Origin of the sequence: Vreelandella titanicae (genome assembly GCF_014697095.1) — a bacterium.
In the GTDB taxonomy this organism is placed as follows: domain Bacteria; phylum Pseudomonadota; class Gammaproteobacteria; order Pseudomonadales; family Halomonadaceae; genus Vreelandella; species Vreelandella titanicae.
On record NZ_CP059082.1, the window covers coordinates 3,757,269 to 3,783,363 of the forward strand.

23 protein-coding genes are annotated in these 26,095 nt (G+C 50.8%); 13 read left to right on the forward strand and 10 right to left on the reverse strand.

Going from position 1 to position 26,095, the window contains the following annotated elements; genetic code table 11:
• Nucleotides 1-4: 4 nt before the first annotated feature.
• Genes HZS52_RS17400 through HZS52_RS17415 form a run of 4 tightly spaced genes read left to right on the forward strand, consistent with a single transcriptional unit; the run spans nucleotide 5 to nucleotide 3,629 of the window.
• On the forward strand, nucleotides 5-1,303 hold the full coding sequence (locus HZS52_RS17400; RefSeq protein ID WP_190373239.1) for a nitrous oxide reductase family maturation protein NosD: 1,299 nt from the start codon (nucleotides 5-7) through the stop codon (nucleotides 1,301-1,303).
• Nucleotides 1,300-2,232 carry an ABC transporter ATP-binding protein gene (locus HZS52_RS17405; protein ID WP_051051908.1) on the forward strand — a complete coding sequence of 311 codons (933 nt, stop codon included), beginning with the start codon at nucleotides 1,300-1,302 and terminating at the stop codon, nucleotides 2,230-2,232. Before HZS52_RS17400 ends, HZS52_RS17405 begins: the two co-directional genes overlap by 4 nt.
• Entirely contained in the window at nucleotides 2,229-3,053 is an 825-nt protein-coding gene (locus HZS52_RS17410; RefSeq protein ID WP_009286640.1) for an ABC transporter permease, read from the forward strand. Before HZS52_RS17405 ends, HZS52_RS17410 begins: the two co-directional genes overlap by 4 nt.
• A gap of 39 nt (nucleotides 3,054-3,092) precedes the next feature.
• On the forward strand, nucleotides 3,093-3,629 hold the full coding sequence (locus HZS52_RS17415) for a nitrous oxide reductase accessory protein NosL (protein WP_039858446.1): 537 nt from the start codon (nucleotides 3,093-3,095) through the stop codon (nucleotides 3,627-3,629).
• 32 nt (nucleotides 3,630-3,661) lie between these two features.
• On the opposite strand, the gene HZS52_RS17420 is transcribed toward HZS52_RS17415, so the two are convergent.
• The 3 genes from HZS52_RS17420 to HZS52_RS17430 all read right to left on the reverse strand — a co-directional run bounded on the left by HZS52_RS17420 (nucleotide 3,662) and on the right by HZS52_RS17430 (nucleotide 5,104).
• On the reverse strand, nucleotides 3,662-4,048 hold the full coding sequence (locus HZS52_RS17420) for a SirB2 family protein (RefSeq protein ID WP_039858445.1): 387 nt from the start codon (nucleotides 4,046-4,048) through the stop codon (nucleotides 3,662-3,664).
• 11 nt (nucleotides 4,049-4,059) lie between these two features.
• Nucleotides 4,060-4,452 carry a hypothetical protein gene (locus HZS52_RS17425; RefSeq protein ID WP_039858443.1) on the reverse strand — a complete coding sequence of 131 codons (393 nt, stop codon included), beginning with the start codon at nucleotides 4,450-4,452 and terminating at the stop codon, nucleotides 4,060-4,062.
• A gap of 82 nt (nucleotides 4,453-4,534) precedes the next feature.
• The gene (locus HZS52_RS17430) at nucleotides 4,535-5,104 is read right to left on the reverse strand and encodes a hypothetical protein (RefSeq protein ID WP_223827952.1); all 570 of its coding nucleotides are present in this window, start codon (nucleotides 5,102-5,104) and stop codon (nucleotides 4,535-4,537) included.
• Nucleotides 5,105-5,280: 176 nt separating this feature from the next.
• Here HZS52_RS17430 and HZS52_RS17435 point away from each other — a divergent pair, with 176 nt between their 5' ends.
• The 5 genes from HZS52_RS17435 (at nucleotide 5,281) to HZS52_RS17455 (ending at nucleotide 11,760) form a co-directional block, all read left to right on the forward strand.
• Entirely contained in the window at nucleotides 5,281-7,179 is a 1,899-nt protein-coding gene (locus HZS52_RS17435) for a type IV pili methyl-accepting chemotaxis transducer N-terminal domain-containing protein (protein WP_041158445.1), read from the forward strand.
• The gene (gene narL / locus HZS52_RS17440) at nucleotides 7,179-7,847 is read left to right on the forward strand and encodes a two-component system response regulator NarL (RefSeq protein WP_009286636.1); all 669 of its coding nucleotides are present in this window, start codon (nucleotides 7,179-7,181) and stop codon (nucleotides 7,845-7,847) included. Before HZS52_RS17435 ends, narL begins: the two co-directional genes overlap by 1 nt.
• Before the next feature lie 238 nt (nucleotides 7,848-8,085).
• Nucleotides 8,086-9,678, forward strand: a complete 1,593-nt coding sequence (locus tag HZS52_RS17445; RefSeq protein WP_035558452.1) for an MFS transporter — start codon at nucleotides 8,086-8,088, stop codon at nucleotides 9,676-9,678.
• A 72-nt stretch (nucleotides 9,679-9,750) separates the two neighbouring features.
• On the forward strand, nucleotides 9,751-10,209 hold the full coding sequence (locus HZS52_RS17450) for a universal stress protein (protein WP_022523564.1): 459 nt from the start codon (nucleotides 9,751-9,753) through the stop codon (nucleotides 10,207-10,209).
• A 57-nt stretch (nucleotides 10,210-10,266) separates the two neighbouring features.
• Nucleotides 10,267-11,760, forward strand: coding sequence for an MFS transporter (locus tag HZS52_RS17455; RefSeq protein ID WP_190373240.1), 1,494 nt, complete (start codon nucleotides 10,267-10,269; stop codon nucleotides 11,758-11,760).
• Between the two features lie 138 nt (nucleotides 11,761-11,898).
• Here the strand turns inward: HZS52_RS17455 and HZS52_RS17460 are convergent, their stop codons facing one another.
• Complete coding sequence (locus HZS52_RS17460) at nucleotides 11,899-12,315, reverse strand: MarR family winged helix-turn-helix transcriptional regulator (protein ID WP_190373241.1); 417 nt, start codon at nucleotides 12,313-12,315, stop codon at nucleotides 11,899-11,901.
• 127 nt (nucleotides 12,316-12,442) lie between these two features.
• On the opposite strand from HZS52_RS17460, the gene HZS52_RS17465 reads away from it, so the two are divergent.
• Entirely contained in the window at nucleotides 12,443-13,009 is a 567-nt protein-coding gene (locus HZS52_RS17465; protein WP_190373242.1) for a YIP1 family protein, read from the forward strand.
• 82 nt (nucleotides 13,010-13,091) lie between these two features.
• Here HZS52_RS17465 and HZS52_RS17470 read toward each other — a convergent pair whose 3' ends face one another.
• Together HZS52_RS17470 and HZS52_RS17475 are read right to left on the reverse strand one after the other, a co-directional pair.
• Complete coding sequence (locus tag HZS52_RS17470; protein ID WP_190373243.1) at nucleotides 13,092-13,523, reverse strand: DUF488 domain-containing protein; 432 nt, start codon at nucleotides 13,521-13,523, stop codon at nucleotides 13,092-13,094.
• Nucleotides 13,524-13,816: 293 nt separating this feature from the next.
• Nucleotides 13,817-14,395, reverse strand: coding sequence for a CHAT domain-containing protein (locus tag HZS52_RS17475; protein WP_223827953.1), 579 nt, complete (start codon nucleotides 14,393-14,395; stop codon nucleotides 13,817-13,819).
• A 166-nt stretch (nucleotides 14,396-14,561) separates the two neighbouring features.
• On the opposite strand from HZS52_RS17475, the gene HZS52_RS17480 reads away from it, so the two are divergent.
• The 3 genes from HZS52_RS17480 to HZS52_RS17490 are packed head-to-tail and all read left to right on the forward strand — an operon-like array spanning nucleotide 14,562 to nucleotide 17,739.
• Entirely contained in the window at nucleotides 14,562-16,679 is a 2,118-nt protein-coding gene (locus HZS52_RS17480) for an AAA family ATPase (protein WP_190373244.1), read from the forward strand.
• A gap of 32 nt (nucleotides 16,680-16,711) precedes the next feature.
• Nucleotides 16,712-17,092 carry a gamma-glutamylcyclotransferase family protein gene (locus HZS52_RS17485; protein WP_190373245.1) on the forward strand — a complete coding sequence of 127 codons (381 nt, stop codon included), beginning with the start codon at nucleotides 16,712-16,714 and terminating at the stop codon, nucleotides 17,090-17,092.
• Between the two features lie 2 nt (nucleotides 17,093-17,094).
• Nucleotides 17,095-17,739, forward strand: a complete 645-nt coding sequence (locus tag HZS52_RS17490) for a poly-gamma-glutamate hydrolase family protein (RefSeq protein WP_190373246.1) — start codon at nucleotides 17,095-17,097, stop codon at nucleotides 17,737-17,739.
• Between the two features lie 288 nt (nucleotides 17,740-18,027).
• Here HZS52_RS17490 and HZS52_RS17495 read toward each other — a convergent pair whose 3' ends face one another.
• The 4 genes from HZS52_RS17495 to HZS52_RS17510 all read right to left on the reverse strand — a co-directional run bounded on the left by HZS52_RS17495 (nucleotide 18,028) and on the right by HZS52_RS17510 (nucleotide 26,090).
• Nucleotides 18,028-18,288, reverse strand: a complete 261-nt coding sequence (locus HZS52_RS17495) for a hypothetical protein (protein WP_190373247.1) — start codon at nucleotides 18,286-18,288, stop codon at nucleotides 18,028-18,030.
• A gap of 710 nt (nucleotides 18,289-18,998) precedes the next feature.
• Nucleotides 18,999-22,232, reverse strand: coding sequence for a type I restriction endonuclease subunit R, EcoR124 family (locus HZS52_RS17500; protein WP_190373248.1), 3,234 nt, complete (start codon nucleotides 22,230-22,232; stop codon nucleotides 18,999-19,001).
• Nucleotides 22,233-22,246: 14 nt separating this feature from the next.
• Nucleotides 22,247-23,497 carry a restriction endonuclease subunit S gene (locus HZS52_RS17505; RefSeq protein WP_190373249.1) on the reverse strand — a complete coding sequence of 417 codons (1,251 nt, stop codon included), beginning with the start codon at nucleotides 23,495-23,497 and terminating at the stop codon, nucleotides 22,247-22,249.
• Between the two features lies 1 nt (nucleotide 23,498).
• Entirely contained in the window at nucleotides 23,499-26,090 is a 2,592-nt protein-coding gene (locus HZS52_RS17510) for a type I restriction-modification system subunit M (RefSeq protein WP_190373250.1), read from the reverse strand.
• Nucleotides 26,091-26,095 lie beyond the last annotated feature (5 nt).

Below are 26,095 nucleotides of genomic sequence, written 5' to 3' on the forward strand. Positions count from 1 at the left end.
CACCATGAAACGACCCCCTGGCTATTTAGGTTGCCTACTGGCGCTGCTATGGATTTTTTGGCTGCCTAGCGGGGTTTATGCCGCCAACTGGCTCGCCACGCCTGGTGAGCCGTTACAGCCGTTGATCGAACAGGCGACCGACGGCGATCAATTGCTGCTGCCTGCAGGACGCTACCCTGGGCGTGTGGTTATTGACCGCACGCTGCATATCCGGGGCGAGTTGCAAGCCATCCTCGATGCAGGAGGCCACGGCCATGCGGTGGTGCTGGCAGCTCCCGACATTATATTTGAAGGTGTCCGCATTGAAGACTGGGGAGATAACCTGACAGCACTGGAGGCCGCTATTTTTGTCGAGCCCAGCGCTCACGGTAGTACCATCCGCAATAACCAGCTAAGCGGGCCTGGCTTCGGCATCTGGCTCGATGCTGTCAATAACGTCAGTGTGATAGGCAATACCATTCGTGGCGATACCCGACTGCGCTCTCAGGATCGCGGCAACGGCATTCACCTCTATAACGTTAGTGACTCGATTATCGAATCCAACGATGTTGCGCAGACTCGCGACGGCATCTATCTCGACAGCAGCCGCCACAACGTGCTGCGCGACAACACCCTGCATGACCTGCGCTATGGCGTGCACTACATGTACTCCTTCGACAATCGTCTTGAAGGCAACCTGACCCAACGAACCCGAACCGGCTACGCCCTGATGCAATCCAAACACCTGGAAGTCGTTGATAACCGTTCGGAAGCAGACGACAACTACGGCATTTTGATGAACAACATCACCGACTCCCTGTTGAGCGGCAACCGTGTCGAAGGCGTCACCCAGCCCCTGGGGGCAGATGGCGAGGGGCGTCTAGCGGGCGGCGACGGCAAGGCACTGTTCGTTTACAACTCGCAGTTCAATCGTATCGAGAATAATCGTTTCGCAGCCAGCGACATCGGCATCCATCTCACCGCCGGTTCAGAGGATAACCAAATGGCGGGCAACGCCTTCATCGCTAATAAGCAGCAAGTCATGTATGTCGCCACCCGTGAGCAGGATTGGTCGGGCAATTACTGGAGCGACTACCTGGGTTGGGATCTTGACGATAACGGTGTCGGCGACACCGCTCATGAACCCAATGACGCCATGGATCATCTTCTCTGGCGCCACCCCTCCGCGCGCCTGTTGATGCAAAGCCCTGCGGTGTTGGCACTGCGTTGGGTGCAACGTCAGTTCCCGGTGTTTCGTCCCCCGGGGGTCAGAGACAGCGCGCCCTTGATGAGCGAGCCCGGCCGAGAAGGAAATGCTCCATGAACCCAGTAATAGAACTACAGCGAGTTACCAAGCGTCACGGGGCGCTGGTGCGACTAGCTGAAATGGATCTCACCATCAAAGAAGGCGAGATGCTCGCCCTGCTGGGACATAATGGCGCGGGCAAGACGACCATCATGAAACTCATACTGGGCTTAATTGCGCCCAGCTCGGGCCACGTTGACGTCCTCGGTGGCGCTCCTGACGGGCCACATGCCGAACGCCTACGGCGTCAGTTGGGCTATCTACCTGAAAACGTCACCTTCTACGAACAGCTCACCGGGCGTGAAGTGCTCACCTATTTCGCTCGTTTAAAGCGCGCTGACCGCCATCAGGTAACGGTTCTGCTTGAGCGTGTGGGCCTGGTCGAAGCCGCCGACCGTCGCGTTAAAACTTACTCCAAGGGCATGCGCCAGCGCCTTGGCCTGGCCCAGGCTTTACTAGGGTCTCCCCGGCTATTGTTGCTGGATGAACCCACCACCGGCCTTGACCCCGCGGCCACCCGCGATTTTTATCAAGCGGTAAAAGCCCTACGCGACAACGGTTGTACCGTGCTGCTCTCTTCCCATGTACTGCCGGGCATCGAACCCTATATCGACCGCGCCTTGATCCTGGGCAAAGGGCGACGCCTGGCCCTGGGCAGCCTTAAACAGCTGCGTGAAGAAGCACAGCTACCGCTCACGTTTCGTATCCACGGCACATTGCTGGCCATGCAGTCTCAGCTCTGGAAAGCCATGTCCCTTGAGCCTATCCCAATCAATGAGCGCTGTGTGGAGGTCAACGTGCCCGCGGAAAATAAAATGCAGGTACTACGTCAATTAACCACCATGCCGAATATCGACGACATCGAGTTATCACCACCCACCCTTGAGCATCTCTACACGCATTTTTCTACTCGCCCCGCCTCACTGACGCTAGGAGCCAGCGCATGAAGGCCATGTTCATCGTCGCCGCCAAAGAGTTCCAGGATGGCCTGCGTAATCGCTGGGTACTGGCGATCACCGTGATCCTTGCCGTTCTGGCAATGGGTATTGCCTACTTTGGTGCCGCTGCGAGCGGCGGTCTTGGTTTTACTTCACTGGCCACCACCCTGGTCAGTTTATCAACTCTGGCCGTTTTTCTGATCCCCTTAATCGCGCTGATGCTAGCCTACGACGCCGTTGTTGGTGAGCAGGAGGCCGGCACGCTACTACTGCTACTCACCTACCCTATAAGTCGTTCGGCGTTGATGTTTGGTAAGTTCTTCGGCCATGGGATGATTCTGGCTGTCGCCACGCTACTCGGTTTTGGTATCGCGGGTATGGTTATTGCGTTGGGCGCTGAAGGCGTACCGCTTATCCAACTAACCGTCGGCCTAGCACGATTGATCGCCAGCAGTGTGCTCTTGGGCTGGGTGTTTTTGGCCTTTGCCTACCTGATCAGCGTAACGGTCACCGAAAAGGCACGGGCCGCCGGGCTGGCACTAGGAGTGTGGTTTCTGTTCGTGCTGGTATTCGATCTAGTACTGCTGGCCCTACTGGTTGGCGTCAAGCAGGGGGGCGACTGGCTCCCCTACCTGATGCTGCTCAATCCCACCGACAGTTTTCGCTTGATCAACCTGTCGGGGTTCGACAGCACACAGCTAGAAAGCGGTATCGCGGCTATCGCGCAGCAAGGTGCGTTCCATTCTGCCTGGCCGCCCTTGGCAATGCTGGTTTGGGTCGTGGTGCCCCTGCTATTGGCCGTCCGTCGCTTCCACCGTCATACCGCTTAACATCATCTCTTAACATCATTTTATTAACGAGGATTGACCATGCCCGCCCTGCTGCCCATTCTGGCCCTTACTATTTTGCTCATGACCGGTTGCAACAATGCCACTGACAGCGCCGAAAGGATGCCGCCTCAGCCTATTAGCGGCGATGACATCTGCCATGTATGCGGTATGTTTATCACCGAATTCGAAGGCCCCAAAGGTCAGGCATTTATGCAAAGCCACAGTGACGCGCGTAAGTTCTGCTCTACGCTGGAGATGTTCGTTTTCCTCCAGCAGCCCGAAAATCAGACCCAGCTGCGCCACGCCTATGTACATGATGTCGGCGTGACACCCTGGGAGGCACCTAAAGACGATGCCTTTATCCCTGCAGCAGACGCTTGGTATGTGGTCGGCCATGATCGGCGCGGCAGCATGGGCCACACCCTTGCGCCGTTCTCCAGCCATGAGCATGCCGAGCAGTTCGCCGTAGTTCATGGTGGCGAGATAATCACCTATGACGATATCGACCTGGAATTGCTCACCCGGCTCGGGCGCCACGAAGGGAGCGGCCATGCCGCCCACTCAATGGCGCAATAAAAGTGAGGAGTGAGGCAGAAAGTAGCTGCAATTCAGGCTAGCCAGGAAAGCGGGCTGTGATGAACAGCGGCCCCCACCATATAGGCGAAGATAGCCACCGCCACTACCGCGGCTAGGGCTCGCACCGTTGGCGTCGCCCCGCGCTTAATCGCAATGGTGCCAATACCGATATAGGCCAGCAGCGCCAGTAACTTGGCGCCAAGCCAAGGAAGCTGCCAGGGCCATACGGAAAGCAATACCATCAAAGTCACCCCCAGCCCCAACAGAGCCGTATCAATAAGATGAGGCAATACCTTGACCCAACGGGCGTTGAGCCGCGGGCTTTCCTGCACCGACCACCAGGCGCGCACTACGAAGAGCGTGATGCTCAGCGCAGCGGCCGACATGTGCAAGTGCTTGATGAGGAAATAGTGCTCCATGGTAACCGTCCCTAGCCGACGTTAAGCGCATTGCCGTGATGATCGAAGGCAAGATAGGCGGTGATATTACCCATTTGCAGCGACTCCATCATACGCTGGAGCTGCCGTTCAACCTCGGCGTCATCTTTTGGGTCGTCCATGGCAGCTGTGAAAACTAGATCCCATTCGATCTCGGTACGGCGTGACTCCTCAACCAACGCCGCCATGCTGGTCAACTCCTCCGTCGACTTATCTACGCATACCACAGGCACCAACACACCCCCTTCACCCTGTTCGAAGCGACGACGCTGATCAGCATCAGGGAAGTCGGGCAGCTCTGCGCGAACGAACACAAACAGCAGGCGCTGGGGCTTAGGTTGTTTACGCGCTTCCTGCAGTAAATCGGCAAACGTCGCTATGGTCATAAAATGGGCCTTATCGCTAGTGGTTTAGAATCAGAAGGTGAGAGAGTAGGTAAGAATGAACAGGTGAGACTCATAGGCGGCGTTACTCGGGTGACTCTACGAAAAGCCACAGCAGCAGCATTACCATAAACAGAGGGATCAACAGGCTAAGTGGCGCCGCGCGCCAACCATAGGCTTGGACTACCAGAGGCGCCATCCGCAAGGAAAACCCTACCCCCGCCGCTAAAGCCAGAAAAAGGGCGACACAAAGACTCACCCAACGACCAGGCATCCAGCCTTTGGCGTGGGCGATGCCCGTCGTAATCACCGCACCTCCCAGTCCAAGCCCAGCCCCCACTAACAAAAACTCCCACGGTCGGCTAGCCATCCCAAACCCGCCCAGCGCCAACGCTAGCCCCAGTAATAGCCATTGCATCAAGCGGCAGGTGTCTCCCCGCCTGGCGATATACCAAGCCGGCCAAGCCAACAGCACACCGCTACTCAACGGTACCAGCACATAGAGGGGTTGTTTTGCGAGCAGGGCATAAAGTGTCCAGCCAGCCACCGCTAAAGCGCTTGCCAGCGGCATCAGCAGCATGGCTACCAGCAACTGATAACCATTTACTGGCTGTTTTGATGTCTCCAACGTGGGAGGCGGCACAGATGATGGCATGGCGTTTCCCAGCGAGGGTATAAAGACATCGGAAGACATGTAAGAATTGTCTGTAAATACTGGGCGTAGGTCAAAAAACATCGGAGGTAGGTCGGCTAACCCCAAAGGAATAGCCCTCGTATCGAAATGCAGACAGTGCCACACTCCCTTACCTCTTCCGCGCTATCGGAAATGCCATGAAATTACTTCAGCGCTCCCTGGTTGCTCGCATCATTGCGTCCTTACTTGCCATTAGCGGGATGGCACTCATCAGCATCACCCTGACCATGGCAATGTCTAACAGCAGCCGTGGCGATGCTGCCGCGATTAATGTCGCTGGCTCACTACGCATGAATGCCTATCAAATCATGGGGGCACTGCAACGCCTGGAGTATGCTCCAGAGGAGACTAGCGCAGAACAGCTCGAAGGACTGATTTCGAGCTTCGATCAACGTTTGTATGGCACAACGCTTCAACAAACGATCCCCATCGATGATCGTCACGAGCGCCGCCGTCAACTGGAAAAACTTCAAATCTACTGGCAGCACACGCTTCGTCCGGCACTAGAGGCACCGTCCCCAGCCACTGCGCTTGACCTCGATACGCTAGAAATGATGATCGTGGCGATGGTCAATGACATTGAAGTGCTGGTGACCTATTTGGAAGAGAGCACTGAGGCCAAGGTGCGGCTGCTGGGGATGATGCAAGTGCTCTTTCTGGTACTGATCGCTATAGTGGTCTCGATCGCCCTCTACGATGTTCGCTTCAATCTGGTAGTTCCTTTGCGTCAACTGATGGTTCTTGCCCGCGAGGCGGCACAGCGTAACTTCAAGCCACGCTCCGAACTCCGCGGCAGCGACGAGTTGGCTTTGTTGGGCCATACCTTTAACAAGATGTCTGCGGAGCTTGCAACAAGCTACGCCGCATTGGAAGACAAGGTGTCGCGCAAGAAGCAGGAGCTTGAACGCAGTAATCAGGCACTGCGGGTAATGCACGATGCCAGCCGCTCGCTGTATGGGGGCGGTAATGATCTCTGCTCTAGCGCAGCCCCTATGTTACGCGAACTGGAAAAGCTGCTGGATATCGGGCCAATACGGCTTTCTCTCAACGATCCTTTCGACCAACGGGAAATGCCGGTTTTAGAAACCCACTCGCGTACCCGACCAGAGTATTGCCGTGACCAGGAGTGTCACGCTTGCCTGATCGATCCTCGCCCCTTGGAGATGGTGTCCAATAACCAGTCACAGTGCTTACTGCTACCGATTAGCGTAGGCGATACGCTGCTAGGCACCCTGGAAGTGTGGTATCCCCAGGAGCGCCTCAACGATAGCACCCGTCGGCTGCTCACCATGTTAGCCGACCAGCTCGCCACGGCGGTGTATCTGCAGCGACGTATCGAGGAGCAGCAGCACGTTACGCTGATCAACGAGCGAACCATCATTGCGCGGGAACTTCACGATTCTCTAGCCCAATCGCTCTCTTATCTCAAAATGCAGGTCGCTCGACTCGAACGCATGCAGCAAAAAGAAGCCACCCGAGAGATGCAGTCTGCGGTATTCGACGAGCTGCGTACCGGCCTAAACAGCGCCTATCGTCAGCTACGTGAGCTGCTCACTACCTTCCGGCTCAAACTAGAGGGGCCGGGGCTGCAATTTGCCTTACGCCAGACCGTCGATGAGTTTAGCCAGCGCATGGAGGTAACGGTCGAGCTTGAGTACGATGTGCCGCCTTACCTACTTAACCCCAATGAAGAAATTCACGTGCTGCAGATCATTCGTGAGGCGCTGGCCAATACTCACAAGCACGCCCAAGCCCACTGGGCTGGAGTCACTGTGCGCTTCGCCGATGCTCGCCTGCTAGTGCGTATTGAGGATGACGGCATAGGCCTGGAAGACGATAGCTCGCCACCTATGCACTACGGTTTGGTGATCATACGCGACCGAACCACTACCCTGAACGGGGAGCTGAGTATCACCAATCGTCCCACAGGGGGGGCCAGCATTGAGATAGTCTTCACCCCGTTGACCGCTCGCTTAATTCAGCAGCAGCCTGTGACGGCTGCCTCCGACTCTCACTTAGGTACAGGGACTTCTTAATGACGCTGACCAACGCCAACGATACACCCGCCAGCCTGATGATTATTGATGACCACCCGCTACTCCGGCGTGGCGTCGCTCAGCTGCTTGAGCTAGAGGACGATCTTGAACTGGTTGGCGAGACGGGCGACCCTGAAGAAGGCATTGCACTGGCCCTCAAACTTGAGCCTGACCTGGTTTTACTTGATTTAAACATGCCGGGCGTCAATGGCTTAGAAGCCTTGCGCCGCCTACGGGAAGCCAACTATAGCGGCCGTGTGGTGATGTTCACTGTTTCCGACCATGAGGATGATGTTGTCGCCGCACTGCGCAACGGTGCTGACGGTTACCTGTTAAAGGATATGGAGCCTGAAGACATGGTTCGCCAACTGCGTCAGGCTGCTTTGGGGCGCATGGTCATCAGCGAAAGCCTGACCGCCCTACTCGCTGAAGCCCTGCGTAATCAGCGCAATGCCCCCACCACCCCGGATATTCATAGCCTAACGCAGCGTGAACGCGAAATTCTGCAACAGCTTGCTGGCGGACTCTCCAACAAGCTTATCGCACGCAAGCTGGATATTACCGAAGGCACGGTCAAGGTTCACGTCAAGCATCTGCTCAAAAAGCTCAACTTACGCTCACGTGTCGAAGCTGCCGTCTGGGCAGTCCAGGAAGGTATCGATCACTAATCGATTCTGTGTGGTTACCTCTAAAGACTCCCAGAATACTTTTGCTCTGACCCGCCTTTACCTCCTCTCGATTTTTTCTGTTAAAAATCAATGAATCCAGGCTTTTCAGCGACTACCTCTCAAGAGGTATGTCGCTGTTTTTCATGCTATTTCCACCTATTCCCCAATTTCTTCCTCCAGCGTATCTTGCTTTCTAACTGCTAGATGCAGATAGGTTTGATGCCAAGGGGAAAGCGCCATGAGCAAGAGAAATGCCGACATTGAGAAATGGAATGTCGAAGACGCCCAATTCTGGGAACAGGAAGGCAAGCACATTGCCAACCGCAATCTATGGATATCCATTCCCAGTCTGCTGATGGGATTCGCTGTCTGGATGATGTGGGGAATGATTACCACCCAGATGCAGAACCTGGGTTTTTCGTTCACGGTTAACCAGCTATTTTCACTGACGGCGCTTGCCGGTCTAGCAGGTGCCACACTGCGCATCCCAGCATCGTTCATGATCCGCATCGCTGGCGGGCGTAACACCATCTTCCTGACCACCGCGCTATTGATGATCCCCGCTGCCGGCACTGGTATCGCCTTGATGAACCCAGGCACGCCGTTCTGGGTATTCCAGGCTTTGGCGCTACTTTCCGGTATCGGTGGCGGTAACTTCGCTTGTTCAATGAGCAACATTTCCACTTTTTATCCCAGCAAACAGCAAGGTTACGCCCTGGGCATGAATGCAGGCCTCGGTAATTTCGGCGTCACTACCATGCAGATTGTCATCCCGCTGGTAATGACCGTCGGTATTTTCGGCGCTATAGCCGGTTCGCCGATGGAGTTGCAAAGCGCTAGCGGTACGTTGATCGGCCGGATCGAGGCAGGTACCGATACCTGGATCCAGAATGCTGGCTTTATCTGGCTTGTATTCCTGGTTCCATTAGCGTTCGCCGGTTGGTTCGGTATGAACAATCTTCGCACTATTACGCCCAACCCTGGTTCGCCGCTGGCGGCTTTTAGCAAAATATTAGGCCTCTACGGCGTCGGCATGGTAACTGCCATCGTCGGCATGCTAGCTCTCAGCTGGCTTAATATGTGGGTTGCCCTGCCGCTAACCATTGTTCTGACTCTGGTGTTGTTGCGCCTGATTCCTGGCGACATCAAACCTAATATCCAGAAGCAGTTCGCAATATTTTCCAATAAGCACACTTGGTCAATGACCATCCTCTACATTCTGACCTTCGGCTCTTTTATCGGCTTCTCTGCAGCCCTGCCGCTCTCTATCAACGTCATCTTCGGCAACATGATGGAAGCCACTGCCGATGGCACGCTGATTCGCGTGGCCAACCCAGAGGCGCCCAGCGCTTTAACCTGGGCCTGGATAGGCCCCTTCGTGGGCGCCCTGATCCGTCCGCTGGGCGGATGGATCTCCGACAAAGTGGGTGGCTCCATCGTCACCCAAATAATCTCTGCGGTCATGGTGGTCGCCTCTATCGCCACCGGCTACGTGATGATGCAGGCCTATAACGCCACCGATCCTAATCAATTCTTCTGGCTATTCCTGCTGCTATTCATCGTGTTATTCGCCGCCAGTGGTATCGGCAACGGCTCTACCTTCCGCAGCATCGGGGTTATTTTCGACCAGCAGCAGAAAGGCCCGGTACTTGGCTGGACCTCAGCCGTCGCTGCCTATGGCGCCTTCATCGCCCCGCGGGTAATGGGCGAGCAAATCCAGGCCGGCACACCGGAACTTGCCATGTACGGCTTTGCGGTCTTCTACGCCATCTGCCTAGTCATCAACTGGTGGTTCTACCTACGCAAAGGTGCCTACGTTAAGAACCCCTAAATAGGGCTTGCTTGTTTACGCCCGGAGCCAAGCTCCGGGTCTTCACCCCCTACCCCAATGCGGGAGGACACCATGAAAATCATGATCGCCTATGACGGTTCGCGAAACGCCAAGCTGGCTCTCGCTCAGGTCGTCAACATGTTCCGCTGTAACCAACCTCTGCTGGTACTGGTCGGCGTGGTGGAGAATCCACTCGACGCTACCGATAACAACGAGGCGCTTTTTCAGCAGGAGCACGATGAGGTTAAACGGCACCTTCAAGAGGGTGTGGCATTCGCCATCGGCGAGGGCTTCCAAGCCGAGCAACTTCTAGCCGAGGGGGATGCACGCAAGATGCTGCTTCAGGCCACTCGCAAACTCTCGCCAGACCTACTGGTCATTGCCCGCCATAGCCATCAGCCGGACGGCGGCATCATCGCCAAGTCGTTGACTTATTTTGTTGATGAACTCGACTACATGACTTTCGGCAGCGTCAGCTCGTTCCTGGCCCGGCGCGCCGAGTGTCCCTTGTTAATCCTACCCAGCCCTTGAGCAGCCTCTACACCTCCTTTGGTACAGCCCACCTTTGGGACACAGGACGATACGACCATGAAAGTTTCCGCTGTATTCAAGTTTCGCAGCCCCGAAATTCGGGCCTTGCACCTGACCTGGATTGCCTTCTTTATTACCTTTTACGTGTGGTTCAACATGGCGCCGCTCGCGTCGAGCATGCTCAAGAGCGTCGACTGGCTGACCACGGATGATCTCAAGCTGTTCGCCATCTGCAACGTCGCCTTGACCATTCCTGCCCGCATCATCGTTGGCATGGCACTGGATCGGTTCGGCCCGCGACGGGTGTTCTCGGTGCTTATGGTAACTATGTCACTACCGGCACTGGCGTTTGCTTTCGGTAACAGCATGACGCAGCTGTTGGTGGCGCGCTTAGTACTGAGTTCGATTGGTGCCAGCTTCGTGGTGGGTATCCACATGACGGCGCTGTGGTTCAAGCCCAAGGACATTGGCTTCGCTGAAGGTTTCTACGCTGGCTGGGGTAATTTCGGCTCTGCCGTCGCGGCCATGTCGCTGCCGACCATCGCCCTGAGCATGTATGGCGGCCCCGATGGCTGGCGCTGGGCTATCGCCCAGAGCGCTATTGTTATGGCCGCTTACGGTGTTTACTACTGGTTCGCGATTACCGATGGCCCGGATGCCCAGGCTCACCGTAAGCCACGCAAATCCGCTGCCATGGAAGTGAGCTCCTGGGGCGATATGATCAAGCTGATCATCTGGACCATCCCACTGGTCGGCGTACTCGCCATTCTGGTCTGGCGTATCCAGTATATGGGCTATTTATCAGTTACTGGTGCGACCATCGCTTATCTAGCCATTATCACGATCGTCATCTATCAAATTGTCCAGATCCTGCGAGTCAATCTACCGATCCTGCGTAAGGGTGTACCGGAGGATGATAAGTACTCGTTCAACAGCGTGGCGGCGCTTAACAGCACCTATTTTGCCAACTTCGGCGCTGAACTAGCAGTGGTATCGATGCTGCCCATGTTCTTTGAGGAGACCTGGGGCCTGAATGCCGCTACGGCCGGCCTGATCGCTGCATCATTCGCGTTCGTCAATCTGGTGGCCCGCCCCATGGGCGGCATGGTTTCCGACCGCATGGGTAACCGGCGCTTTGTGATGCTGTGCTACATGTTTGGCATTAGCGTTGGGTTCTTGCTGATGGCCATGCTCAATTCGAGTTGGCCACTGATCCTGGCCATTGCGGTGACCATCGGCACCTCGATTTTCGTACAAGGGGCCGAGGGGGCAACCTTCGGTATCATTCCCTCCATCAAGCGCCGCATCACTGGGCAAATCTCGGGCATGGCCGGCGCCTACGGTAATGTTGGCGCGGTGGTTTACCTAACCATCTTTACGTTTGTCACACCGTCGCAGTTCTTCTACATCATCGCGACCGGCGCCTTCATCAGTTGGGTTATCTGCCTAGTGTGGCTCAAAGAGCCAGAAGGCGCTTTTGATGACGAGTACTACGTCTCTTCAGTCGATAGAGACATCGAAGAACAGGCACTGCAGAGTGCTAAGCGCTAATCGTTAGAGTTCTCGGAAGTTCTAGGCACTGTCCAAGATCCAGACAGTGCCTTTAAAAGCCAAAATAGTGACCTTCAGAGCGCACTTAATTAGGAGTCGTGATGTATATTGGTTATATCCAACTTCTTAAGCTCTGCATTAAGTGGACTTATGCCAACCCGGAAATGGCGTCTCTTCCTGCAAATGACGCAACTCAGGTTGATGAGCTTCAGCGATTTGCGTTACCCGATTCACGCCCTCTTCCAATAAATGCACTTCTATTTGGCGGCGATCCTCACGCCCTTGCCGCCGCACAACCAATGATAGCTGCTCACAGCGGTCAACTAGCGCCACCACCCCATGATGTTTTGATTGAAGCCGCTCCGCCAGCTCCCCCACCGTCGCCCAGTCTCTTCCATGGAAACCACGAAGATGTAGCAATAGTTGATACTGCAAGGGTGTCAGCCCATAGCGGCGACAGATATCTTCACTATGGCGAAGAAAGCAACGCAACCGGTAGCGAAATTGTGACAGCCGCTCAAAGTCGCTTTTATCAAGTGTCTGGGGGTTACTCATTTTTCCGTTTCTCTTAGCCACATACTTAACTATCACTTATTGGCCAATTTATAGCGCCTTTAAAAAATACAATATCATACTATGATACAAACAGCCATTGAGATTATTCCCCCAGGAGGGATCTGCAATGAGAGCACTCACTTTTCTCAAATTACCATTCAACCATCGTGAAGGCTGGAAAGAGTTACAGGCTTCTTCACCCTCCATACCTTTACTAGCGTGGCTGGTGGTGTTACCCATGTCGCTCTTGCCGCCAGTAATGCTCTATTATGCGGGCACCCATTACGGCGATGCATTTATGGCGAGCTTTGCTGGCCGAGAGTGGCGTTTTATCACGACAATTATTTTCCTTGCAGAGATATTGAGTTTTTTCGTTATCGGCTGGGTAATCTACGCTGTAGTCAATGGAACTGATGAGCTATCTATCAGCTATCAAGATGCCTATTTACTTGCCACACTTGCACCACTACCGTTATTCGTCGCTTCATTGGCACTATTGGTACCCAGCTTACTTTTCAACGTAGTGGTTATACTTAGCGGGCTGGGCATCTCTTGCAGCTTGATTTACCACGGCTTACAAGCACTCTGCACCCATCAAAAGTTTGATGTTGCTACTATTTCAGCCACTTACACCATTATGGCTGCCAGTGCTCTGGGGTGGGGTATTTTGTTTGCTGTTATCTGGGCTTATTAAGCCATGAACGTTAGGCGCACTGGCCTACCGGGGCACCAATCCAGTCATCGTCAGCCAAATGATGACGCGTTAAGCAAACGGTCTAACGTTGAGAAGTGGGTAATGTGTGCGCCAGGCAGGGAGATGAGCAAAATTCACGATCACTGGCGTCTTCCCCTTCTAGCGCTGATAGCGCCAGCTCTTTGATTACTGGAAGGTGGGAATCTTCAATTTCACGAGCGGCGGTTAGTAGGGTAACTCGCCCCGCTCGTGCGAATCTCATTAAAGGCAGTAGCTTATCAGGACATGCCTTCAGCTCACGCCTGTATCGCTCAAGAAAGAGTGATTGACTGATTTTTTGCTGTCGATACTGACGGCATAATTGAGACGCAGGCGCTATCTCCGGGTACCACTCATTCAGCGCCAGTAAACTGGGAGACAACCCGCTAGGACATAACCGATCAACCAACACCCGAGTGCCGTCGTGATCCTCTATCGGCGAATATATACGCTTTAGCTTGATTTCATAAGACATCGTTTATATATCTCCGCCAGCGCGCACATGGCTTCAGCGAGTAAATCTATGGCTCTTCGTCATTCGGTATGGAATTATTTCTGACAGTCTGACAGTTAACCTGTGGGAGGTAGCTTTAGCTCGCGACCGTTTAGGCTGCCAGCCTGACAACACCGAGTACCCTTCGCCCGCTGGAAGCGGCCTCACCGTGCAACGGCGGCATCAGTTTACCGCTACACTCATCCGCCGCAATCTTTTCAACTAAACATAGAATGATGAGACCACTTGTCGTTCTTTTTCAACCTATCGCAAATTCAACCTATCGCAAAAGTTGCATTGCGGTGATTTGCCGCAATAAACTTAAAGGTGCCAGCACCGACAATGCGATTCATTACGCTGACATCTTTTTTAGTGGAGGTATCTTCCTCCAGCGCCCGATGGTAAAAAGCACTAAATGCCACTAAGCCTTCCCCCCAGGTAATTTTTCTTGTGGGGGCCACAATCGCATTACAGAACGACTTATGAAAGTCAAAAACGGCTTCAACCCCCCTCCCGATATCGCAGCTTGAAAAACAGAGGCACTTCCCTTTGAGCTTAGGCCAAGCCATTTCATCGAAATCTTGCCAACTCACAAAGCCATCATCTTTGTCGCCAAAATCATACGATGTAAGCGTGAAACCATCGTCTGAACCGTGCCCACTAAAATGAACATAAGTGACGCTATCCTTAGCAGCATAGTCCAATGCTTTTTGTAGCTGCTTTCGATTGCATACATTGAAGAGCTTAGCGCGGACATTTTCTAGCTTTAACACATGCTGCAAAGACTCCCCTTCGCTACGCCCATCAAAAATGTCGCTGGCACTTCTCGATTCAATGATAACCACTTCCACCATGTTTGCTTCCATATTTTAGCTAGTTATAAGCAGTAAACTAGCATCCACTATCTCGCTTGCCACTTCCAGCTTTATCACACTGACTTGATCAGCCTCCCCACTATGCGACACAGAACGACGCACTAGGACGTTATAATGAGACGAGTGAGCAACTAAGGAGTCGGCCATGCAGTGGGAACACATCCTAGACGTGAATGCAGCATCCGCAGCCGATGCGATAAACGACCCCCAGGAGCGCCTCCTAGCGCAATTAATTACAGTGCGAACGGTGATGTTTCAGGGCAAGGATTGTGGGTTGGATGACATTGACTGGCAGAGCCTATTTAGCTGGCTAGGCATCAAAGTACCCAAAGACGCTGAAGGAAGCCATCACTATGGCGATTACTCTCCCACCCTTAAACGCTGGTGGAAACGCACTTCGGCTGCGCTGGATACAACGACCCCTATACACAACACGCTTACCATCCTATGCGAACATATCGCTAATCTACTGCAGCTCAGTGTGCTAGAAACACGCCTGCTAATGCTCACCTGGCTGAGACTGCGCTACCCGCAGATGAACCCGGTGCTAGCGTGCGTAGAAGACACGCGAACAAAAAAACTGTTGGCACAGCTGACTGGCCACAACAGCGACGAGGTGCATCTCTGCTTACAGGAACACGGTCGCCTATTAATGTTGGGGCTACTTTCCTACCAGCATAACTTACGCACGCTGGATCTCGATGACAGCCTAACAGCAGGCCACATGCTGCTCAGCCTGGCACCGCTGGTCAACCACGATGTCAAGGCTCTCTCATCCAGTGCGCTGCGAGGCTTTATCACTGAGCGCCTGATGAGCCTGTGCCCCACACAGCCACCGGGGGCATTTTCACTGGCAAGCTTTGACGCCGTTCCCCTTCGCCAATTGACCGTTGATTATTTACGCCAGGCGCTCGACACCCAGCAAGCGGGCGCTAACGTGTTGATCTATGGCGAACCCGGCGTGGGTAAGACCGAGCTGGTGAAAGCGTTAGCGTCGCTGTTGAGTGTGCCACTTTACGGCGTGCCAGTGGTCGACAATAACGACGAGATGCTCACACCAAGTAAGCGTTTAAGTCGCTACCAAGTGGTGCAAAAGCTTATCGATCAGCGACCTGGACTGATCATGTTCGACGAGATTGAGGATGTCATCAACGATGAGGAGGCGCTACCCAAGGGCTGGATGAACCAACTGCTGGAGAACAACTCCACACCTGCCCTGTGGGTGAGTAACAGCGTGCACTGGCTTGATCCCGCTTATCTACGCCGTTTTGACATGATCATTGAGGTAAAAGCCCAGCACGGCGAGCAGGCCAAAGCCCACTATTGCCGGTTGCTCAACGAGCTACCGGTGACACCTCAAGGGCGCCAGCAGCTGGCACTACAACCCTGGATGACCCCTGCTGCTGCTGATCAGTTATGCCGTATAGGGCGTTTATTTAACCCACGCACACCAAAGCGTAATGAGCAGCATATCGACACCCTGATGACGCACCGCCTCCGTGCGTTAGGAAACTCGCTTTCCCGCCACCAGCCCGATAAGACACTTGCCACAGAACCCACCATGCCCGCGTACCGTATGGAGTGGCTGAATACGCGCCCAGGGCTCGAGAACATTGTGCAGCGGCTAACCCGTCGTCAGCGCGGCCGCTTGTGCTTGCATGGGCTACCCGGCAGTGGAAAGACCGCGCTGGCGCAACATTTAGCCAAGATTTTGGGCCGCGAGCTGATCACTGCCCATGCCAGCAGCCTGCTGGACAAATACGTCGGCGGCACAGAAGAGAAGCTTGCTGCGCTATTTGCGCAGGCGCGGGAAAAAGGCGCCGTACTGCTGCTGGATGAAGTCGATACCCTGCTCATGCAACGCGAAAACAGTATGCAAAGCTGGGAAATTTCTCACACCAATGAGCTATTGGTACAGATTGAGAATTTTGACGGCATTTTGCTGGCCACCACCAACCGTGCGGATAGCCTGGATCGCGCCGTCATGCGCCGCTTTGATCTAAAGGTGGAGTTTTTGCCACTTGCACCCGAGCCGTTACGTGATTTGCTCAAGGCGGTACTACCCAAGCGTGACCATCAACGCCTGGCGACCATTCCAACTAACCACTTAGCACAAAGATCCCTTACACCAGGGAATGTGCGCACCGCGCCAGACCAACTCGATTTACGCGGGCTGCCTATTCGCTTGAATACGCTGATGGATGCCCTGACCCTGGAAGAGCGTGAACAGCACGGCAATCGTCAGCCAATAGGGTTTGTGTAATGGGGCCACTGATAAGGGAAGGAAATAACACCATGGATCACTTGCAACGCGATATACAACGCTGCCCTCGCGTCGCTGTGTATGGCACGCTCAAGCAAGGTTGCCACAACCATTATTGGCTTGATGGCGCGACCCTGCTAGGCCGTGACCGCCTAACTGCCCTCACCCTCTATGACCTTGGCCCTTACCCAGGGGCCAAAGCGGAGGTGTCCACTGGCGCGGTGGTCGAGGTCTACGCCATCAACACCGAACAACTGGCCTTGCTGGATCAGCTGGAAGGCTACTTCGCGCATGCTCCACTTCAAGGACTATATAACCGTGCTATTTTTCCTACCCTGCACGGTGAGGCGTGGTGTTACCTCTACAACGCCGAGACTAAAAACGACACACTTATCGAGGACGGGGAATGGTAAGGATGCGTTTAAAGCCCATGCTCGGACGCTTGACCGTTTGGCTGCGCCGAAAGGGGTGGATTCGCCAGCGTGGCGACCGCTATGACAGCTTTGCGGTGCTGGAAAGCGAGCAACCTAACGGGGCATTTTCAATTGAGGCCACAGATCGAGGCTCGCCGATCACCATCATGGCCATTCATGGCGGCAAAATAGAGCCGGGCACATCCTCACTCGCTAAGCGGATCGCAGGCGATACGTTTAACTATTACAGTTTTAGCGGACACAAGATGCGTCACAACTGGGATTTGCACATCACCAGCACGGCGTTTGACGAGCCCGTCGCCCTGGCACTCGCAAGCCGCTCGGCTGTAGTGGTCACACTACATGGCTGCATGGGACGCGGCGCTATTGCCTATACCGGAGGCGACAACGTTGAACTCCAGCAACAGCTTGAAGCTGAGCTGAACCGCGCTGGTGTAAAAAGCCGCCCGCATCCTGTGTTTCACGGGCGTGGAGGCCACAATATCTGCAACCGGGGCCAGCAAGGCGGCCTTCAGTTGGAGCTAACCCCGCGCCTACGGCTTTGCCCTTTTACATGGCGAAAACGGCGCGTCTTAATTGATCGTGTGCGGAAAGTGTTGGTCGACGGTGATAATCTTGACGGCTAGGCTCAACTCCAACGCCACAGCTCAACAAACAAGCGAGACTGGTATGTCATTACCCGAGGCATTTCCACTAAATGATATTCCCCGTATCGAGGCCAACCCCGATGACTACCGGCTGATTGAGCGCGTTCCGTTTACTAAGACCGATGCTACATTTCCATTGACGTTACACCCGGCCGTCGGTGATGAACGCCCCTTCATCGTGGCCGATGTGGAAACCACCGGGCTAGATACGAAAGCAGATAGCATTATTGAGTTGGGCTTAGTTTCGCGACGAATATTTCCCTCATATCATAAAGCCCGCATCACGTCGCCGGTGCACTTAGCCGCTTTGACGAATCGTGCGACGACCTCTACCGCGACGAACCGGGCGGGGCGATGACGAGGTGGCACCGGTAAACCGCGTACGTTCAACCGTTTTTCCCAGAGCAACAGATCGGCTAAGATGAGTTCTTGTTGCGCAGCGTATTCGCTAAGAGGAATCTCCTGCACCAAGGCGTGATATAGATGCCCGAGCCAAAACGCCTGCATGGAGTTGAGTTCTTGGATCATGAGAATCTCCTGGATGAAGAGGCCTCAGTGTGATCAGCAAAACTCAGCTTGAGAAGATGTGTTTAGTGGCGCTTTTACAAAGCTTGAGTGATATGCACGAGGCTGGAATATCGAGACTTTTTTCAAAACCCTGAAAACGGGATGCCGGATTGAGGATATACGGTTCACCACAGCCGATCGACTCACCAATTGTATTGCGCTCTGCTGCGTCGTGTCCTGGCGAATATCCTGGCTGACTATACTCCGACGTCAGTTTTCATCTACCTCACTGCTAGCCGTGTTTACTGATGCTGAAAGAGCCTTACTTGACCGTTCAATGCCGTCAACCAAACGAAGTGCACCACGTAACATTGCTTTTTACATGACGGCTGTTGCTCGTTTGGGTGGCACTTAGGAACGATCAAGCGATGACCCGCCAGGAACAACGGTTCTCTGGCGAGGCTTCACTCGGTTAGCTGACTTCGTCGAGGGGTTTGAAGCTGCGAATCCAAACACACCGCTGACTTGTGAGTAATTAAAAGTCTTATGTCGCGCTTACCTTACGGTTCACTAAAGCCTTTAATAACGGTAGCATCAGTTGATCAAATGTGATCACTATTATCCTCCTTGAAACATTTAGTCATCGGCGAAAGCAGGTACTCTTTAATTTTACAGACTGATTCTACCAATCACCCTACAACCCAAGTCGAACTAGTTCACATTAATTATGACTATTCCAGAACTGCATCAAGTATATCCACAACACCATTCAAGAGATCATCTTCCTGAGCAAAAATAAACTGTTTTAGAAACTTATCAATGCGAACATTAAGATTAAAAGTTGAAATGCTTACGCCATCTAATCTTTCAAAATAAATTTTAGCTTTTGCCTTATCAACGGTGGCTTTAAGCGCATCAAAACGACCGAAATTGTTAATATTTCTCTCATTAACACTATCGTTTAGTAAGCTTACAAGCAGGGTTTTATCTAAACCTAACGCATAAACAATGGCATTAATCTGGGCATTTTCAGCATTGTCTTTGTAGGTGTTAATGTAATCTCTGAAAGTATGGCCTTCTATTAACTTTGCATCACCACGCTGTAAATCATTTAAGAAAAGCTTGGCGTATTTTTGTTCAGCTTGCGTCAGTGAAGAGAATGACTTATGCAGCTCGTTGAGAGTAAGTTCAATGCTGGCTTGATCATTATGCTGATTTAGCTCTCTTAAATATTTATTAAAGCGACTATTCATATAGTCGGCATCGATCTTTCCAGTATCAATTTCAGTCAAATAGCCACTAATATCAAAAGGCACATCGCCACCACCTGCACCGCCACCATCACCTTTTGATGCGAGTTCTTTGTAACGCAGCGCGAGGCTCAGGTAGGTTTGTTCATCAATGGTCAGAGTAACCTCATACTCAGGATCACTTTCGTCTGCTGAAGCGTCCGTTGTGAATGTATAGACCGACTGTTCCCAATGTAAACCTTGTACCTTCGCGGCTTCTAAATGCTGGTTAAATACTTTAAATAGTTCAGCGAACTTTGCGCACACTTCAACATCTTCTGGTAGTTTTTCAAAATTTTCAACACCGGCACTGATGAACAACTCGGTAATATCACCGACTATTTCATTCATTGCTTCTAAGTTGCTTTCTAGCCTATCAACAAACAAGCCTATGGGTCTGTCACCAGAATACAGTTTTACAGCATCGTTAATATGTTGCTCCATTGTATGCGGGTAGCGATAGTATCGGATAATGCCATGAGGCTTATCAGGGCCAAATAAACGATTGGTGCGCGAGAAGGCTTGAATAATGTTTTGGTATTTAATCACCTTATCTAAATACAATACATTCAGCCATTTTGAGTCAAAGCCCGTGAGCATTTGATCAACTACAATGAGTAAGTCCAGCTGTTTTGTGGGATCGGTATGAATGCGCTCATAAGGTTTTTTGTGAGCAAGGCGTGCGGCGAGATCTTTCTTAAACGCCGCATGACGGGCGAAATCAAAATCTTGGCCATAGCGAGCATTATAGTCACGCATTATTTCGTCAAGACCATCACCTTTAAATGTTGGCCCACGGTCGCCACTGCCGTCATTATCAATGTTTGGGTCAAACAACGCTGATACTTTTAATTCAGGTTTAGCAACCTTCAAGAGGCGGTAATAATCGATTGCTTCAGCAATACTGTTGGTGGCCAAGATTGCATGAAATTTATTGCCTTGGCTTAGCACATCCCATTTGTGCAGAATATCTTCTACTACTTTGGCTTGGTGAGTCTCGCTTAGGTACTGACTTTTAGGTACGTAATCTTCAATGCCTTTGTGGTATTTACCTGTGGCGTCTTTGTAGCCAGCCATAGGTACTTCATTCATAAAATAATTAAATTTTTTCTTTTTGGTCGGTTCGTCCATGGCTTCTGCTACTGAATTCGATTTAGCCTGCTCTAAGGCCACAGCCTGCCTCAAGTCGCCGTCCCTAAAAGTAGGCACTTTATAGGGGTCAAAGCCTAGTACGTTACCATCGCGAATACCATCAGCTATGCTGTAACGGTGCAACTCATTGCCGAATACCGTACTTGTGGTATTGCCGTTTTTTTCATTTTCTTCTTGGATCGGAGTGCCAGTAAAACCAAAAAACAAGGCGCGTGGAAAGGTGCGCTTAATAATAATCAGCATGTCGCCAAAGGTTGAACGATGTGCCTCATCAATAATAAATACCAAGCGTTTGGCGCGGATTTTTTCTATATCTGCCGAGTTAGTTGCCGTGCCTTCATCATTCGCTTCTTCAAAAATATTACTCATTTTTTGAATAGAGCTAACAATTAGGGTATCGGCTGGGGACGTGCTTTTTAGCTTCGTTACCAATACATGGGTATTTTCGGTCGCTTGAACATCTTCACCATCGCCCGCAAAATTACGGTATTCCACAAGCGACTGGGTGCCTAGTTCAATTCGATCCATCAAAAAAATGACTTTATCAGCATCTTTTGACTGGGCAATTAGCTGTGCTGATTTAAAGCTAGTCATGGTTTTACCCGAACCGGTAGTATGCCAGACAAAACCACCTAAGCGGTCGGGATTATTACTGCTACTGCCCAATTGTTGCCAGTTGGTTTTGGCTACCTTATCCGATATCGCATTAGCGGCGAAATACTGATAACTACGCATCACTTTAAGCACACCATCGGTATCATCGGCCACGGTGTAAAAACCAATCAACTGATGCGCCATAGGGATGGATAACAACGTAGAGGCAATGTCTTTCCAATGATTCATGGGTTCGTTATTAAAATCGGCCCAATTGAATTGGTAGTCTGGGTTAAATTTGCCATCTGGCCCAGGGTTAGCAAAGTATTTGGCCTCATTAGGCTCCATCGCTACAAACACCTGTATTAGTGAAAATAGGCCGCTAAAAATACCTTCTTTGGAATACTTTACAATTTGGTTAACCGCTTGGCTTACAGGTATGCCGCTGCGCTTCAGCTCCACATGAATTACCGGCATTCCGTTAATCAGTAACAACACATCACCACGTCTGTCATTCCGCAACGGGCTACCGCGTTCAAACTTAGGCTGTTGCACAAGTTGGTAACGGCTTTGGCCTGCCGCAATTTCGTGGCGGTCATAGATTTTTAGGCTGACTTCTTTGCCAAGATGCCGACTATCTGCAGGATTATCGCGCTTAATGGCCACTGTTTTGCCGTTGATTAAGCCATTAAGCTTAAGCGGTGTTTTAAGCTCTTTAATCTGCTCAATAATCTGCTGCATTTCCGTTGCAGTCAGCGGCACATCGTTTAAGCGATCTTGCTGGAGATTGTTCTCAAATAAAATGTTCGCCCAGTTTTGCAGTAAATCCGCTTCTGTTTTGTTTTTAAGTATCTCAAGTTCCCAGCCCTTGTGGGTAAGCACCTCGATAAAGGCCTGCTCAAATTCTGCTTCGGCTTTAAAAGTCGTCATGGTTTTCCTCTCTGCTAGACAAACATTTTGCTCAAGCAGGCCTGCTTGATGTTATTGAGTTTGGTGATTTGCTGTTGGTGTTGGTTGATCAATGCATTGAGTTTTTGGAAGTAATTGCCGATGGCAGTTTGCTCATCTAAATCTGTAGGTATAAGTACATTTAAAATGGATAAAACCTTTTGACTTACCCCTTTCGCGGTTCCACCACTTGACAGTGCTGACAATTCTCGAAATACCTTGAAGCTTCTTAACAACACGGCAAGAAAGTCTTCAGTAATAACTTCTGGTTTAACCAAAAAAGCAATTGTTCTCTGGCTTAAAATGTATTTATCAGCATTAGGAACCTGAGCTACATTACCCATTGGAGCCTCAGTAGTGAAAAGCACTTGCCCTTGATGAAGTTCTGAACCATTCATCCATTTATCATAAAGTTCCTGATCACCAAAATGAGGATCAATTGAAAAATCAATATATCCTTGCTTAACATTTAAAGCAGACAATGCTCTATATCCTGATGGGCTCCAATCTAAGCCTAGTTTTTTAGGAGTACGACCTCGAAAGTCTATAACTCTTTCGATACTATCCAGTAAGCCAATTTCCTCCCACTTCCCACTAAACCCTTTAAAGCGGATTTCTGGGATAGTTTCGCCTTGTTTGGGGAACATCTTTTCCAGCATGGCTTTTTTGATGTTGCTGAGCTTGTCAAGATTTTGTTGGTATTGGTTGATTAGATTGTCGAGTTTTTGAAAGTAGTTGCCGATGGCGGTTTTTTCTTGCCCCTCTGGGAACATAAACACCATGCTATTAAAAGCGCCATTGGTAATCTGATTAATAGTCGCTCCTAAGTTTTTCTCCACTTGAGCTGTAAATCTATTAGTATCAAATAAAGCATTAATAAACTCAGGGTGACCCGCTCGAACCCCGGTCATAAAAGCTCCAATAACGGTGTTATCTATCCTTGAATTGATTTTCGCATGCTTTCCAATTAAAGATCTTGAACCGTTACGAACAACAACAATAATGTCTCCTTTTTGCACATTACTGCAATTAACTACTTCAGGGTTCACATACACATTATCGGCTTGAACAACTTGCCCATTCTTAACATTCGAAGAGCGAATTACAAAAACACCTTCTTTTCTAATATCTTTTGGTGAGTATGTCAGTCCGCTAAAAAGCTCAACCTCATGATTTAGGGGCTTCTCCATCCACTCATCACTAAACCCCTTAAAGCGAATCTCAGGCACCTTCTTTTCCAAACTCATTTTATGCGCCCTTCAATAAGTTGGTGAGCTCATTCATGCCTTGCAGATCAAACTCATTGCCGGTGAGTTCGCCCATCATCTCAGCCAGTTCTTGCTTGGTCGTTTTTATCTCATTCGCTACTTGCGAATAAGTAACGGCGTATTTTTCGGCAAGAGCTTGTACTTTGCTGGTCAACTGGGAAATCACGGCGCTTGGCATGGCGGCGAGCTCAATACTTAATGGCATGATCCATTTTAAGTGCAGTAATTCATTGACTTGCTTGTCGGTTAAACCTTCGATGGTGGTTTTGGTTTTTAAGTGCAGGGTGATTTGTGCTTCTTTCACCGCTTTTTTCAGGGCTTTCTCTTCATTAATTAGTTTATTAGCTGAAATCATCTTGGCTTCGTAGTCTTCTTTATAAAATTTAACTTTGCTGTCTTTTTGCTCTTTTAGGATAACTTTAGCCGCTTTGGCGACCTCGGCGTTGACAAAACCGTCCTTACTTTCTTTTACGGTGTCTTGCTCTTTTTCTTCTTCGCTGAGGGATTCGAGTATTTCCTCAAGAGTGATCGCGATTTCGACAAGGCGGTTTTGTTGTTTTGCCAGCGCAGCAAGGTCATCGCTCAAGTAGGTTTGCTGTACTAAATCAAATGGCATGATGTAGCCTTTCCAGCCATCTTGTACTTCAGTGTCTTTGCCCTTCACCTTTTTAACCACAATATTTGGGTCAACTTTCTTAGTTGCGGTGAAACCCTCGGTTTGCATCATTTCTAAATCAGCACTGATAACTTGCCATTGGTTGTTTAAATATTGATAGGCTTGGTATTTGTCGATAAGGGCAATGGGTGCTAGGCGATTAAATAACTCGGTGCTTAATTCAGGCTCTTGCTGGTTGCGATTAACCGCTTGCCAATCTTGAATCAGGCTAGTGTGCAAGTAGTCATCAAAGCCAGCAAAGGCTTGGTTGTAAGCACTGATAAACTCACCGACTTCCGCGTGTTGGGTAATTGTTGTGTTAACGTCTTTTTCGGCAATGGCTAATTCACTATAGGCGGCAGATTTGGCAACAAACAGCGCATCGTGCAGTTGCGGGAATGCTTGCCAATACTGGTGTAGTTCAGCAATTTCGCTGTTGGGGATGCCGCCTTGCATAGTGGCGTGTAAATCCCAGCGTTCAGCTGCCGCTGACGAGTCCACATAACGCGGGATATTTAAGTTATAACCATTGTCGCGCAGGGTTTGTTTGCTTACTAATTGCGAGAATTTATCGATGCTTTCGCGGTTGATTACCGCATCCACAATACGCTTGATGTCACTGGCTAGCAGTTTGTTATTTTTGCCTTCTTTAACAAAGTGCTTAGAGGCATCAACAATAAGCACATTGGTATTCTGGCGTTTTTGTTTAAGTACCAAAATCACGGTAGGAATACCAGTGCCAAAAAAGATATTGGCCGGTAAGCCGATAATGGCATCTATATGGTTCTGCTCAATCAATTGCTTACGAATTTCGCCTTCTTCACCGCCACGGAACAACACACCATGCGGCAATACAATGGTCATAATGCCTTCGGGTTTTATGTGGTAAAGGTCGTGCAGCAAAAAGGCAAAATCTGCTTTGGTTTTAGGTGCTAAGCCAAAACGCGAATAACGGGGGTCACTGTCTTTAAAACTTGGGTCCCAAGGTTGCGAGTAAGGGGGATTAGAGACTACTGCATCCACATACAGCGCATTATAAGTACCTTGCGGATCGTTTTCATCAAAGTATGGCCAATCGTCTTCTAAGGTATCACCGTTACGGGTTTTGATGTTGCTGGCTTTAATCCCGCGCATGATCAGGTTCATACGGGTAAGGTTGTATGTATTGGCTTTTAACTCTTGGGCATAATAAGTAATGCTGTCTTTGCTTTTGGCGTATTTTTCTACTGCTTCACCAATATTTATCAGTAGCGAACCTGAACCCGACGTAGGATCGTAAATCTCGATAGTATCTTTATGTTTTAATTCGCGGGCGATGATGTGTGACATGAGTACCGAAACTTCATGCGGCGTATAGAACTCACCGGCTTTTTTACCAGCATTAGCGGCAAATTTTTCAATCAGGTATTCGTAGATGTAGCCCAGTACGTCATAGCCTTGCTTACCGTTCATTGGGATACTTTTGATTAAATGCAGTAGGTCACTAATGGCTTTAGTACGCTTACCCGCGCTTTCACCGAGTTTGCTAAGGCCCGTTTCTAAGGTAGTAAAAATACCTTCAAACAATTTTTTGTAGGTAGGAGAAATCAAGCGGCTAAAAGCAGAAAGCGCATCACGAACGTTAGATTCGTCAAAGTCGAAGGTAGGGTCAATCCAAGTAGAAAATAAATTATCGTAAGCGATGAAATAGCCTAGATTTTCCTGAATGTATTTTACCGTGTCGGCGTCTTCTTCGTTTAGGGCTTTAATGTCTTCAGGCGTCATACCCTCTTTGGTGACAAACTGAACTAATTGGTCACTTAGATACTTGTAAAAAATGAAACCTAATATGTAATCTTTGTATTCGTTGGCTTCGATTTTTGAACGCATCTGGTTTGCTGATTCCCAGATTTTTGCTGCAAGCTGCTGTTTGTTCATGTAAA